Source organism: Microcoleus sp. PH2017_34_RAT_O_A, from assembly GCF_020737885.1.
GTDB lineage: Bacteria > Cyanobacteriota > Cyanobacteriia > Cyanobacteriales > Microcoleaceae > Microcoleus.
Genome location: NZ_JAEQDD010000137.1, coordinates 1 through 12,809, shown reverse-complemented (window position 1 = coordinate 12,809; position 12,809 = coordinate 1). Strand labels below are relative to the sequence as shown.

The window sequence follows — 12,809 nt, the reverse complement described above, 5'->3', positions numbered from 1 at the left end:
GGGTTAAAGATTTTATTTGATAATTTTCCATCTCCGAATACCTTCTTCGTCCACGGAGGTGGACATCGTTTGTGTAGCCGCGATTTCCAATCGCCGGGGGGCTATAAGAAATCATCTTCAGAATTTCCTCAGAATTGAGCGTTAGCCTAAAAATAGAACGATCGCCCGATTCAATCGATCGAGGAAATATCCCATGAAAACAGATTACCTCATCGTCGGTAGTGGTTTATCAGCATTGGTTTTTGGAGCCTTGATGGCCAACTCCGGCAAAATCGTGCACATCCTGGAAGCTCACGAGCATCCCGGAGGCTTTGGCCACACCTTTACAATGGCCAAAAAATACACGTTTAATGCCCAATTCCACTACGTTTGGGACTGCGGCGAAGGACATACAGTCGATCGAGTCCTCAAAAAACTCAATCTCGATCGCGATGTCACCTTTGAGCGCTACGATCCGAATGGCTTCGACCACATGAGAATGCCTGGGTACGCCCTCGATATTCCCTCGGAAGCAGAGGAATTGATCCGGCGATTGTCGGCGCTGTTTCCCGAAGCGGGCGAGAGAATTCGCAAATTCGTCAACGAAGTCGAAAAAACTGGCGAAGGACTCAGAAAACTCGCTCCTCCCGTCAAACCAATTGAATTGCTCAAAAATTTCGGTGACGTATTCTGCGCCGTCCAACACCTCAATAGCACGCTTCAGGATGTTTTTGATAAATTCCAACTCCCCCAAGGCGCCCAAACTTTATTAGCCCTGCAATGGCCGGACTTTTTGCTACCTCCGAACCAGTTGTCTTTCTATGCTTGGATTGCTTTGTTTCGAGGCTATCAAGAAGGTGCATTTTATCCGACGCAGCATTTTGAAGATGTCATCAATTCTTTAGTTAAAGTCATTGAATCCAACGGCGGGAAAGTTTTACTAAACCATGAAGTCACGAATTTCAGACTGACAGATAGAACTGTCACGGGAGTTGAAGCGATGGATTTGACAACGCATCAAACCCATAAATTCACGGGCGACACGGTGATTTGCAACCTCGACCCCAAAAGAGCAGCCAAGATGATTGGTCAGGAACTGTTCTCAAAAACAGTGCGGCGGAAACTTGATTATGAGTATTCTGCATCCAACTACATGGTGTACTGCGTTGTCAAAGATATCGACCTGCGAGACTACGGCTTTGGCAAGTGGAATACGTTTCATTCCGAACATTTGGATCTGAATGAAGCTTTTGCTCAAATGTATGACAAAAATGATTTTTCTCGTCCGAGTTTTGCGATTACAACGCCGACTTTACTCACCGAAGCGCGGCCCGATTGTCCCGAAGGTTGTCAAATTGTAGAATTTCTGACTGTGGCTAACTACAGTTATTTTAAACAACTTTGGGAGACCGACCGCAAAGCTTACAGGCAGAAAAAACAAGAGATTCTCGACTCAATTTTAGACGTAGTTGAAAAACACTATGTTCCCGATTTCCGCAAACACATGATTTTTCATATTACCGGAAGTCCTACCACTAACGAGCGCTTTTGCTGGTGTCCCAACGGCAATTCCTACGGTTCTACCCTGACGCCGAAAAACATGGGAGTCGATCGGCTAAATCACGAAACATCCCTCAACAATTTCTATTTCTGCAACGCATCCTCGGGCTATCCAGGCTTTGCACCGACATTTTGGACGGGGGCGCTGCTTTATCAACGTTTGTCCGGCGATGCGATTTTAGGCTAAGAGAAATTCGTTACTCGGCGATGGAAATCGCTAGTTGTGAAACGAAGTCTACCTCCGCAGACTAAGAAATAAAAAGGGCATTACATCCAACCAGCCAGAAAACTAGAAACAGCTTCTAGCCCCCCCCTTATTAAGAGGAGTTAGGTAGGGCGGTTTATTGTCGTCAGACGAATTAGGTACGTAGTTGCGCTTCAGCGCTCTTTCCTAATATTTATAAAGAGCGCTGAAGCGCAACTACATACCTTCTTTTTTTAAGCTCTTAAGCATTCGATGATTAATGTTCCACTCTATCAATTTAGGAGAGAACCATGAGAATTGCAATTGTTGGGGGCGGAGCTAGTGGTATGGCTACAGCCTACTGGCTCAACAAACAGGGACACCACGTCACTGTGTTGGAAAGTCAGCCGATTTTAGGCGGACACATTCGGACGCTCAATAAAAATGTTTTGCCCAATCAATCTGAGTGCAATGAAATATTAGAAAATGGGGTGCTAGAATTTCCCACTGTGTTTTACAATTTCGCGGCTTTAATGCAGGAGCTAGGCGTTGAATTAGAACCCGTGCAGATTGGTTCATCGCTATTTTTTAAAGATGGCGGTCACTTTTTGTCAGCGGTTGCTATTCAAAAAAATTTTACGGGAATGCAACGCTTGATTGAGTATTTGCAACTCGACAGTCTCTATGCTCGTTCGGCTGGATTTCTGCTAAAAATGCGGTTTGCCAAACAGCACGATTTCTACGATATGCCACTTTCTCATAGTTTAAAAAAGTCGTGCGTCCGCAATGATTGGCTGAAGTTGCTGACGATGTACAGCTACTCGATACCGTTTGAATTGCTCGACGATTTTCCAGCGGAATTGGCGATGCCGGTGCTGCGCGAATATGCTTCGGTGAATTGGGTGAGGATTAAAGGGGGGGTCTATTCTTACATTGAAAAGATTCTGGAGCGGTATAAGGGTGATATCCTGCTGAATGTGGAGATTGCTAAGATTTTCAGAAGTGCTGGTGCTGTAAAAATTGTGCTGGCAAATGGGGAGACTCAGGAATTTGATAAGGTGGTGTTTGCGATGCCGCCAGACCAAGTGATGAGGCTGTTGGCTGACCCGACGGAGGCGGAAACGAAGCGGTTTGCGGCCTGGAAACCCAATTATGCCACGACTGTGCTGCATTCGGATACTTCGATGTACGATCGCTACGGTATTCGCAAGTTATCGGAATTCGATTTTTTCGAGACGGACAAGGGATGGGGCTACAATGCAAGCTTGAATCAGCTTTGCGGCATCACATCGCCGCGAGAGTACAGTTTAGCTTTTCATCTGGATGAATTGATTGCAAAAGAGCAAATTATTCACATTCAGAAACATCACACACCATTATATACAGTGGAGTCTTTCCGATATCGAGATGAAATTATCGAGACTAATGGCGAGAATCATACCTATCATGCGGGAGCTTATTTGGGAGATGGCTTGCACGAAGGAGCGATTACCTCTGCTTTGCGAGTCGCGAAATTAATCGGGTGAGTGGAACGTTGATGCTACAAACTCTAGGAAATAAAGTAATTTCCGACATTCTACACATGAGGAATTTATGGATATGCCTAAGAGTAGATGCTAGGAGTGCAAAACATAGTTTATAATCTACCAAAGATGATACGATACTAACAGCAAGTAAACTCGTGTCCGCTGAAAACACTGTAAAATAAGTTTGTAGTGGGTTAAGTCCTCAGAAAATGCTGAAGAATTAAGTCCTGACTACAAACTTATTCTATTAAGGCTAATTGACCGAACACGATATCGCACCTGTCTGTCGGGCAACTCCTTTTACTTGCAGTTAGGCAGAGGTTTCTATCGATGTTTTTTGAGTCAAAATTGAGGAATGATTATGTCAAAAGAAAGAAAAAGCAACAAAGAAGTCAAAAAGCCAAAAAAACAACCTGATGGTGTTGCTAAGCCGAAGGATGACAATAAAAATTTTGGTAGCAGGGACGGTCAGAAGGAGAGATAGCTGCCATTCTCGGGATGGCGATTAATTTTGTTTGATTGTCATTCCTCTCAAGTTTCAACCTATTTAAATATCCCGTTTTCGGCTCATCTGAAAACGGGTTTATTATTAAATCATATCCGCAGAGAATGCTCGCAATCATCAGATGGGTTTATCATGGTAATTTAGCCATAGGATATTATATTTAGGCTATATGGGCGGTTTTATTGTCGTCATACAATTTAGGTACGTAGTTGCGCTTCAGACCTATTTCCTAATATAAGCTAAGAACCTTTAATCTGAAGTACATAGTTGCGATGAAAGCGCTATTTCCTAATATAAGCTAAGAACCATTCATCTTAGGTACGTAGTTGCGCTTCAGCGCTCTTTATAGTATAAGCTAAGAACGCTTTCATCTGAGGTACGTAGTTGCGATGAAAGCGCTTTTCCCTAATATAAGCTAAGAACCTTTCATCTGAAGTACGTAGTTGCGATGAAAGCGCTATTTCCTAATATGAGCTAAGAGCGCTGAAGCGCAACTACATACCTTGGGGCAAGGGCGAGCCGACCTTTGAGCGATACTTTTGGTATGAGAATAAAACCACCCTACCTAATCCGCTCACAGAGATATCTCAGTCACAGCAATATTACCGCCAAAACACACCTCAACATCAGTCCCCGGCGCTCGATCGCGCGAGCCATACTCTCCGACATAATAAAAGTATTCTCCCTCTTGGCGGTAAACCACAGGCAGCGGCTGAGTTGAAGGGCGACAAAACACAATTTCCGGTTCCGCACTTCCCGGCGCTAAATGCGGAAAATTCACATTCCAGAAACACCCCGGCTTTGGTTCGCGATTCAGCAAATCGGCCAACACCCGCGATGTCCAGCGAGTCGCGACATCCCAGTCAATTTCCAGCGGCCTTTTAATTCTATGGGAAATTGCGATGCCAGGAATACCGTGCATAGCTGCTTCCCGCACCGCAGCAACTGTACCTGAAATGTACACGTCAACGCCCAAATTGCCGCCGGCGTTAATCCCGGAAAGTACCAAATCCGGTTTTGGACAAACGTGATTGAGAGCAATCCGCACGCAGTCTGCGGGTGTTCCTCCTACAGCATACTCGACGGACGATCGCCGATCGACATGAATCGGACTGTGAGCAGTCACCTGATGCCCGCAGCCCGAAAGTTGCCCTTGAGGGGCCACCATAATTGTCTTGCCCTCTACAGCCTGCAAAAGTGCCTGAATCCCCGGAGCATCAATGCCGTCGTCGTTGGTTAAAATTATCGTCATTGAAAATTTGTCCTAAATTTGACTATATCCGCAAAAATTGACCTAAAATTCCCAAACTCAAGGAAATGTCAACCTAGTTGTGGTAAAGTTTTGTGTCGATTGCTTTGCGTCAAAGCAATTTGCAAGTTCAGTTAAACGCGCTCACAGCTATGTTTTTGTTACCAATTCTACCCTTAGCTCAAGCAATCCCGAAACCTCCGAGTCAACAAGTCATCCAAATTCAGCGAGAAGTCCCGCTACCGGAAAACGAACTGGATTTACCACCACAACCGCAGACAACCGGCCCGCTGAAAACTGTGACGGTGCCCCAGCAAGTGCGCGTTTTGCCGGGAAAACTCGACAGCATCCCCGTTTTCAACAGTAACAGCCCGGAAGTTGTACAAACCGAAGGCATTTTGCTCTCCACATTTCCCGAGGAAGCCAAACAAGTACCTTCTGCACACTTAAACTTTGCCTTCAAAGGCCGATTTGACATCTTCGCCCACCACATCGCCAAAGCTAAAAATCGTGCCGAAACTCGCACCTTATTTCAAGGCATAATTGTCCACAATCCCAACTCGGAACCTGTTACTTTAAATATCCTGCAAGGAGCGACTTATTTAACTCGCCCGGATGCTTTGTTTGTCGATTTGCCGTCATATTTAGAAAATCGATTTGGCACTGTGTTTGCGGGGCCTGGCAGCCGCATCACCAGCGATGTGCTGCGGGGGCACAGACAAGCCATTTTGCCTGCTGCGATCGAGATTCCGGGCAAGCAGAGCCGAATGCTGATGAATTTGCCGATACCTGTGGGGACTGTGACGCCTGCTTCTAACGGGCGATCGACTTTAATGCGAGTGTCGAGCAGCAATTCGGTTTATGTTGCTAGTTTAGCTATGTTTGCTCCTCAAACTAAAGAAGGAGTCGAGCAATATCCGACTTTGGAACAATGGGAAAATATTTTAAACACGAAAGGTTTAGCTGGGCCGAGAGATTTAGCACCAACTCCCAGAGGCGAAAATCCACTGCAAAAAATTTACGGGCGCGTGGCCGGAGTCGCTGAAGGTTCCGAGTGGAAAGCTAAAATTACTGACAATTCGCGAACCGATTATTTAACGATTCCCAATCGCGGCGAGTCATTTTCTTATGCTCTGAGCACTACTGATACTGGTACTTTTGGGACTGGTCAAATTCAAAGCGCTAAAATGTTAGCTCGCTATCCAGATACTGCTTATTTTGCTCACGGTAATTACGGGATTCAATACAATTTAACTTTTCCACTTTATAACAAGTCTCGCGAGTCGCAAGCTGTGAGCATTAGAATGCAAACACCGATTAAAGCAAATAAAGAATCGGCCGGACTTACGTTTTACGATCCTCCGGAAAATCGGATATTTTTCCGAGGTACGCTGCGGGTGATGTTTAATGATGATGGGGGGAAGACTTTGACGCGCTACATTCACATTGTGCAGCGCCGGGGACAGCAGGGGGAAGCTTTGGTAAATGTGAATATGAAGCCGGGGGAACGCCGTTTGGTGCAGGTGGATTTCTTGTATCCGCCGGATGCGACGCCGCCGCAAGTGCTGACTGTGCGATCGAGTAATTAGTTGATGGTGATTGAGTTAGGGCGATCGGCGAGTAGGTTGAAGCTTACTGGCAATAATGATAAAGTTTATACAACTGCCGAATAAGGAGAATAGTTATGTCTGTTCAAATGCAAAGACGGCTATTTACAGTGCAAGAATATCACCTAATGGGTGAGGCTGGCATTTTGGGTGAAGATGACCGAGTAGAATTGATAGAAGGAGAGATCGTTCAAATGGCTGCAATTGGTACTCGTCATGCAACTTGTGTACGGCGACTGATCCGACAGTTTCGCCAACTTCCAGAAGAAAGTGCTATTTTGGATGTTCAAAACCCAATTCAGTTAAGTGAGCGTACAGAACCTCAACCGGATATTGTATTGCTACAACCTCGCGCTGACTACTACGCTACTGCACATCCAGTACCATCTGAAGTTTTGTTGTTAGTTGAGGTTTCTGATAGCACTGTTGATTTCGATCGCAATGTGAAAGTTCCTAACTATGCTCGTTCTGGTATTCAAGAAGTATGGTTGTGGGATCTTGAGGTGAATTGTTTAGAAGTTTACCGTTGTCCGACGGCAAATGGCTATACTTCAATGCAAAAGTTTGAGCGGGGAGAAATGGTTGCGCCGCTAGCTTTTCCTGAGTTTGAAGTAAGCGTTGATTTTATTTTGGGTTAGAGCGATATAGAAGTAGATAAGCTATCGTACATCTAGATTGTCTATCGCCAAAATCTAAAATAGTATCGAGCAAATCCATTATAATTGTGAATGTCCGAACCTATTCTCTATCCTCTTCAAAAAAAGCTTCTAAATCCCGATCGCCTCTGATAATTCTCATAATTTAAATAGCGTTGTTCTTAGCCTTGTTTATCGATATGGAAGTAGGAGTCATTTATCAAATCTCTGAATAGGCTCTTGCTTTTAGTAAAATTATCAGATGTTCTAGCTGCTCGCAAACATCTAATTCTTCTATTTCCATTGGATTTAGTATCGATTCGCGGTTTTTGTCAAGCAAAATTTGTAGGCGTATCTGAGCCTGTTGTGAAACCTTGAAATTAACAATCTCTTGTGGAATTGGACTCTTTATCAAAAAATCAAGAACTTCTTGATAAACTGCGGGAATATCGCCACTATGAGTGTTGATTTCCGGCTCGATAGTTGTGGGATTCTTCGTTAATTCTAGAATTTGCCAAAGCAATTCTGGCAATCGATTTTGCAAAGGTTCTAGACGTTGAGCCAATTCGTCGGGAATTTGAAGGGTAATTGTTGCCATTTTTTTTAGTTACTGACGCTCTGACTGAATCCTAGCACAATAGACGACGGGAATTCTAATTATACAGTGTCGTTATTGGATAGCGGTGGAATCTCAGCAGCAGTTAAAGTCACGATTTTACCGTCACGCCAGATACTAATTGATTGTCCTAGTCTGCGGTGTTTTTCAATCGCTTCGGCAATTGCTGCTTTGACACCTGCGTCAATGCGATCGGATAACTTGACAAGTTTTTGTTCAGTCATTTGATTTCTAACCTATTCTCCATTGTCTTCAAAAAAAGCTTCTAAATCCCGATCGCCTCTGATAATTCTCATAATTTCAATTCTATCGTTCGCGATATCGCTTCAGGTGAGATGATATATTGGCTCATGGGCGATTATACCGATCGAGCTTTGTGAAATTTGGCTCTGATTTGAGCGATCGCCGTTTCACCATCCACCCCTTCACCGCGATCGAGTTGTGTGGCGGCTATTTCGATTTTGGCGCAAACTTCTTCTACCCAGCGATTGTATCGATCGCGTTTTTCCAGCAGCCGTAGCGCGTCAGCAATGATTTCGGTAACGTTGGTATAGCGCCCGCTAGCGAGTTGGGCCTGGATGAGTTGTTCTTGTTCGGGGGTGAGGGTGATACTCATAGGTAAATATCGGCTGGCTATTGTTTTATTGCAGTTCGGGGGGATTGCACGTTTGTCTCTATTCTATTCTAATCTATGACTGATGCGTTACGTGGCACTAGCAATACCTACTACTATTTATCGATCGCAATCGCTAGTTCGTCGCGAATTTGATTAGTTAGCGTTGTTATCGTTGAGGTCTAAGTTTTGTATTGAAAGTTCAGAAGGTAGCGGTACAGTTATTTGTAGGAAAACATCAATTGTTATTTGATTGTTTTCAAAAGTTATATTAGTTACGTTAAATTTAGTATTGTCAGATAAACTGTCTTTAACAGCAAATTTAGCAGGTGGCTTAGTTTTATATCCAGCATCCTCAAGCCATTCAGCAATATTTCTCCAATTTTCGATCTTTTCAATCCCTTTACCGACAAAGCCTTTAACGTATCTATAAATAGTGGCACACAGGTCAGTTTCCACACCCTTGGGATTCTTTTGCAGCTTTTCGGCGATTTCAGCGGGACTGTTGCCACAAAGCAACCCCCGCAGGTGCAGCTTTTCAACGGGGGTGAGAGGCTTTCCCTTAACGGCGGCTAAGTCTGCGTACAGAGTTTTGAGATCCCAGCGGCTTTCTGCTTCGACGAAGCGATCGTTTGTGGATGCCATAGATTGGTGTGTGTAAATTTCCTGATGCGATTCTAACATAATTCCTGATGTATATCAGTTTGCAACCAGTGTTATTTAGCTTACTATACTTGAAAGCTCAACTGTACATGGTGCAATTTACAAGTCAAAAAGTTTGTGGCAGGGCTTTTGAGTTATTACTGATGGCAGTTAGCGACCCGACAGGGGAGTAGGGCTGAATTTTGGTAATTTTCTGGGTTTGACTCTAGTTTCGGGTGCTGCTGGTAATTTTTTTAATTTATTTTCTGGGTTTTTGCATAATTTTGTGGATTAGCCCCTGATATATAAACAAGAGGCTGTAGCATCTCTTCTTGGGGTTGATAAGCAGATTGAAAGATTGAAATTATGGCTTCGTCTCAGAATCAAGGGGTCACTCCTTTACTCACAGGCTCTAAACTATACTTCAGCAAAAAAGCAGTGAGATTGGGAAATGCTGTTTATTTAATTCGTAACATTACCGGTTTTAGAGTCACTGAAGCTCAAATTACTGAGACAACAAGAAATAAAAAAGGAGTGCCATTTGAGGTTTTGATTTGTATGTATGTGGCAGCATTATTCTTCTTAATAAAAGAAAGCGAAAGAATATGGCTAATAGTAATTGTCACAATGATTATACTGGCTTTAGGTTATAATTTTTTTATACCCAAAACAATCAAAGTAATCACAACCCAGTATTTGATTGAAGTATCTTTCATTTCAGGAGATAAAGCAAATCTTTTACTCACCAGTGGTAAAAATATCACCAGTGAAAAATTATTAGAAGAAGTAGTTTCAGAATTATATAAAATTTTAGATAGCAATGAAGAAAAAACTTACGTAATTAATATAGAAGACAATTCTATCAATGTTGACCAAAGTGGCTCCTCAATTGGTATTGGATACTCTGGGAGCATTAGTGTTCGGCAAGTAGGTGGTAAGATATATAATGAAAACAATAATTAGCTATGGCTACGGAGATATTATGTCAGAACCCAAAATCAATCAAAGTCAAGCATCAATAGGTGTTGGCTACTCTCAGAATATAAATTCTCAGCAAGTAGGTGGTACTATCCACAATTACTCACCTGAACAAAAGCAAAATCTAGCTGAAGCAGCAGCAGAAATTCAGAAATTGCTAGAGCAACTGGCACAAAATTACCCAACGGAGACTCTGAGCGAAAAAGCAGTTGTAGCAGAAGAGGCTATAAAACAAATAAAAAGCGACCCTACTTTAGAACAGCGAGTAGTTAGTTTAATTCAAGCGATGAGTGTTGAGGCATTAATGCAAGCGATCAATCATCCTGTAGCAAGTGTATTGCGTGCGGGTTTAGAAGCTTTTAAAGAACCAAGTTAATCACTTTGCCCCAAAAGGCGGGCGATCGCCTCCCATTTCCCAAAGAGCGATCGCCTCCCATTCACCAAAAGCAATCTTCCATGATTTAATTAAAATAGCGAACCCTTTTTCACTGGCATGGTCGGGTACTTTTGATAAAGTGGGAGACATAAGATGAACGTTACTCAATTAATAGAAACATTAAATGCTAATAAATTCATCCGCTCTGATGAAGAAGCAATGAATTTTGACTTCGCTTTAGCCGAACTTGCCCTACATCCTAACAGCGAATATTTGCCAACACTTTATCTAGTTTTAGATGACAGATGCGAACAACATGAAGTCATGTATGGTCTCATTCATTTTCTGGAGTCTTTTGAGCTAAAAGACCAGTTGCAGGCGTTTATTGATAGCATAGACAGAATGATTGTGAATGCTAAAGAATGGACAATGATTCTACTTTATGGAATTCTCAATCAGGATTTAGCCCGGAGTTTATATGGCGAGATGTTACATTCTACCCATTCTCAAAATCGGGATTTATGTACGCATTTGCTGCGCGAAATAGTTGCTAATGAATCCCCTCCTTTATCTTCCCATGCTGAGTCAGTTATTTCCGGCGCAACTGCGATCGACATTAATATTGATGAAATTCAGAGGGATCTGTCGAGCTTTATTAAACTCATCCAAGAGGGTAATATATTGGTACTCTTGCAAGACGATCGACCAATAGCCGAAATTAAACCAATCAAATAAAGCCTCTCGCCATTAGATAGGAGCGATGAAGATGAATAACTATAGCAATTTTACAATCCACCTAGAAGAACCTAATGGCGAAAAATATGCTGATGCACCAGATGACTCATTAGGAGAACTTTCGCATTTTGAATTAGGGCTGAAACTATTTTGCTTTGAATGCGATCGCCCAGTTTCAATAGAAATCGGTGAACAAAAAATCAAACTTTTTTTAGACCCCGATATATGTATGCTCCTAGAAGATGAACTCCCCAAAAAACTCAGTGAGTTATCTCAAGGCAAACCCATCAAAATAGAATTTGTTGAAAGTGTGTGCCTTACTTTTGAATTGCAGCCCTTAACCAACGATAAAATTAGTTGTAATTTCAAAGAATTTGGATATTTATCTCCAAACCACTTTACCCTAAAATCCAGAAATCAACACTTTGAACTGAATAAAACTCAAGTTATAACTGAGTTAAAGGGATTTGTCGAACAACTCATGGAAATGGCTCTAAATGGCGGCTATATCACCCCCGAAGAAAAGCAAGAATTCCTGATGCCACTCCGCGAAATTGCGCCTGCTTCGGCTATTTGTTAATTAAGTGCGATCGCCCTTAATCTCCAAAAGTGCGATCGCCCCAAAGTGAACTGTCAGTCAATCAAACACCGTTTCTCAAGAAAATTATCCTTGAGGATGCGGTAAATCAAACACCACTTCAAATCGGATGTTAGGCACTCGTTGCCGAAACAACACAGGACTTAGGCAGAACCCACCTATAGTGAAAGTAGGGGCAAACCCCCCGTGGTTGCCCCTGGATCGGTCGATGGTGCATCCAGGACTGAACAATGGCACAATAGGAGAAACTTCTAACAGATTGCAAGGCATGAGCGACAGCGAGCGGATTTCAGTGGTTTTGCCAACACAGGCTAAAAAGGAATTAGAAAAGTTGTGCGATATCGAAAAGCGATCGATCTCCAACTTTGTCTACCTTCTGATTCAAGATGCGATCGACCAAGCAAAAGCATCCGGCAAACTCAAATCAACAGATGGCTGAAACTAAAATTTTATTTAATGAATCTAACCGATGAAATTACAATCAATCAAATTCAACAAGCCCTAATTAGCCAAGAAGATGCAAAAAACTGGTTTCTAAGCTTCCCAACCCAAGGCCAGCAGGAAATATTGCAGCGGCTATCCTACATGACCATCCAAGCAGGGGCGCGAGAAGAAGATGTTTGCCTAGCTATTACTAAATCAAAACTTCGCACAACTTACACTCCTTGCGTATTGCTGAGCAAAGGGCGATTAAAAGAACAAATGGCAAAGCTTTTGAAACTGCCGTCCTCAGAATTTATCAAAACCTTTTTTCTATTAATCAGTTTATTAGCAATTGCTGATGCCCGCAGGTACGATAAATATTGTCAAGATGGCTGTAGCCACTGGTGGCATCGTGATTTGAGCGATCGCAAAGTTGTAGATGAAATTCGGTGCGTGTTTGAACAAAGTATTCTTGTTTGAGTTATAGCCCACATTCCGCAGATGTGGGTCGGATTTTTTTATCAGTTGTGAAAACTTGGAAGCCAAACGCTTTTGGGCTGAAATTATGCAGTGTTAGCCTTAC

Annotated in this window: 17 protein-coding genes; 11 read left to right on the top strand and 6 right to left on the bottom strand. The window is 42.8% G+C overall.

What is annotated here, in order from left to right; genetic code table 11:
- Positions 1 to 193: 193 nt before the first annotated feature.
- The 3 genes from JGK11_RS30310 (at position 194) to JGK11_RS30300 (ending at position 3,733) form a co-directional block, all read left to right on the top strand.
- The gene (locus JGK11_RS30310; RefSeq protein ID WP_293214153.1) at positions 194 to 1,726 is read left to right on the top strand and encodes an NAD(P)/FAD-dependent oxidoreductase; all 1,533 of its coding nucleotides are present in this window, start codon (positions 194 to 196) and stop codon (positions 1,724 to 1,726) included.
- Positions 1,727 to 2,034: 308 nt separating this feature from the next.
- Positions 2,035 to 3,249: an FAD-dependent oxidoreductase gene (locus JGK11_RS30305; protein ID WP_293185685.1), complete on the top strand. Its 1,215-nt coding sequence runs from the start codon at positions 2,035 to 2,037 to the stop codon at positions 3,247 to 3,249.
- A 361-nt stretch (positions 3,250 to 3,610) separates the two neighbouring features.
- A complete protein-coding gene (locus tag JGK11_RS30300) occupies positions 3,611 to 3,733 on the top strand; it encodes a hypothetical protein (protein ID WP_293157680.1) in 123 nt (40 codons plus the stop codon).
- 595 nt (positions 3,734 to 4,328) lie between these two features.
- On the opposite strand, the gene surE is transcribed toward JGK11_RS30300, so the two are convergent.
- Positions 4,329 to 5,006 carry a 5'/3'-nucleotidase SurE gene (surE, locus tag JGK11_RS30295; RefSeq protein WP_293214150.1) on the bottom strand — a complete coding sequence of 226 codons (678 nt, stop codon included), beginning with the start codon at positions 5,004 to 5,006 and terminating at the stop codon, positions 4,329 to 4,331.
- A gap of 149 nt (positions 5,007 to 5,155) precedes the next feature.
- On the opposite strand from surE, the gene JGK11_RS30290 reads away from it, so the two are divergent.
- Positions 5,156 to 6,592, top strand: a complete 1,437-nt coding sequence (locus JGK11_RS30290; protein ID WP_293214156.1) for a DUF3370 domain-containing protein — start codon at positions 5,156 to 5,158, stop codon at positions 6,590 to 6,592.
- A 95-nt stretch (positions 6,593 to 6,687) separates the two neighbouring features.
- The gene (locus tag JGK11_RS30285; RefSeq protein WP_293185689.1) at positions 6,688 to 7,248 is read left to right on the top strand and encodes a Uma2 family endonuclease; all 561 of its coding nucleotides are present in this window, start codon (positions 6,688 to 6,690) and stop codon (positions 7,246 to 7,248) included.
- Positions 7,249 to 7,465: 217 nt separating this feature from the next.
- On the opposite strand, the gene JGK11_RS30280 is transcribed toward JGK11_RS30285, so the two are convergent.
- The 4 genes from JGK11_RS30280 to JGK11_RS30265 all read right to left on the bottom strand — a co-directional run bounded on the left by JGK11_RS30280 (position 7,466) and on the right by JGK11_RS30265 (position 9,158).
- Positions 7,466 to 7,843: a hypothetical protein gene (locus tag JGK11_RS30280; RefSeq protein WP_293185693.1), complete on the bottom strand. Its 378-nt coding sequence runs from the start codon at positions 7,841 to 7,843 to the stop codon at positions 7,466 to 7,468.
- Positions 7,844 to 7,902: 59 nt separating this feature from the next.
- Positions 7,903 to 8,085, bottom strand: a complete 183-nt coding sequence (locus tag JGK11_RS30275; RefSeq protein WP_293214147.1) for a hypothetical protein — start codon at positions 8,083 to 8,085, stop codon at positions 7,903 to 7,905.
- 134 nt (positions 8,086 to 8,219) lie between these two features.
- Entirely contained in the window at positions 8,220 to 8,477 is a 258-nt protein-coding gene (locus JGK11_RS30270) for a type II toxin-antitoxin system ParD family antitoxin (RefSeq protein WP_293214145.1), read from the bottom strand.
- 153 nt (positions 8,478 to 8,630) lie between these two features.
- Positions 8,631 to 9,158, bottom strand: coding sequence for a helix-turn-helix domain-containing protein (locus JGK11_RS30265; protein ID WP_293214143.1), 528 nt, complete (start codon positions 9,156 to 9,158; stop codon positions 8,631 to 8,633).
- A gap of 324 nt (positions 9,159 to 9,482) precedes the next feature.
- Here JGK11_RS30265 and JGK11_RS30260 point away from each other — a divergent pair, with 324 nt between their 5' ends.
- Both JGK11_RS30260 and JGK11_RS30255 read left to right on the top strand, forming a co-directional pair.
- A complete protein-coding gene (locus JGK11_RS30260; protein ID WP_293185698.1) occupies positions 9,483 to 10,079 on the top strand; it encodes a hypothetical protein in 597 nt (198 codons plus the stop codon).
- Entirely contained in the window at positions 10,063 to 10,470 is a 408-nt protein-coding gene (locus JGK11_RS30255) for a hypothetical protein (RefSeq protein WP_293185699.1), read from the top strand. The genes JGK11_RS30260 and JGK11_RS30255 overlap by 17 nt, the downstream gene beginning before the upstream one ends.
- On the opposite strand, the gene JGK11_RS30250 is transcribed toward JGK11_RS30255, so the two are convergent.
- A complete protein-coding gene (locus JGK11_RS30250; RefSeq protein WP_293185701.1) occupies positions 10,471 to 10,620 on the bottom strand; it encodes a hypothetical protein in 150 nt (49 codons plus the stop codon).
- A 3-nt stretch (positions 10,621 to 10,623) separates the two neighbouring features.
- Between JGK11_RS30250 and JGK11_RS30245 the strand changes: the two genes are divergently transcribed.
- The 4 genes from JGK11_RS30245 (at position 10,624) to JGK11_RS30230 (ending at position 12,706) form a co-directional block, all read left to right on the top strand.
- On the top strand, positions 10,624 to 11,205 hold the full coding sequence (locus tag JGK11_RS30245) for an Imm30 family immunity protein (protein ID WP_293185702.1): 582 nt from the start codon (positions 10,624 to 10,626) through the stop codon (positions 11,203 to 11,205).
- Positions 11,206 to 11,236: 31 nt separating this feature from the next.
- Positions 11,237 to 11,785: a hypothetical protein gene (locus tag JGK11_RS30240; protein WP_293214140.1), complete on the top strand. Its 549-nt coding sequence runs from the start codon at positions 11,237 to 11,239 to the stop codon at positions 11,783 to 11,785.
- Positions 11,786 to 12,011: 226 nt separating this feature from the next.
- Positions 12,012 to 12,242, top strand: a complete 231-nt coding sequence (locus JGK11_RS30235) for a hypothetical protein (RefSeq protein WP_293207394.1) — start codon at positions 12,012 to 12,014, stop codon at positions 12,240 to 12,242.
- Positions 12,243 to 12,259: 17 nt separating this feature from the next.
- A complete protein-coding gene (locus tag JGK11_RS30230) occupies positions 12,260 to 12,706 on the top strand; it encodes a DUF5958 family protein (RefSeq protein ID WP_293207392.1) in 447 nt (148 codons plus the stop codon).
- Positions 12,707 to 12,809 lie beyond the last annotated feature (103 nt).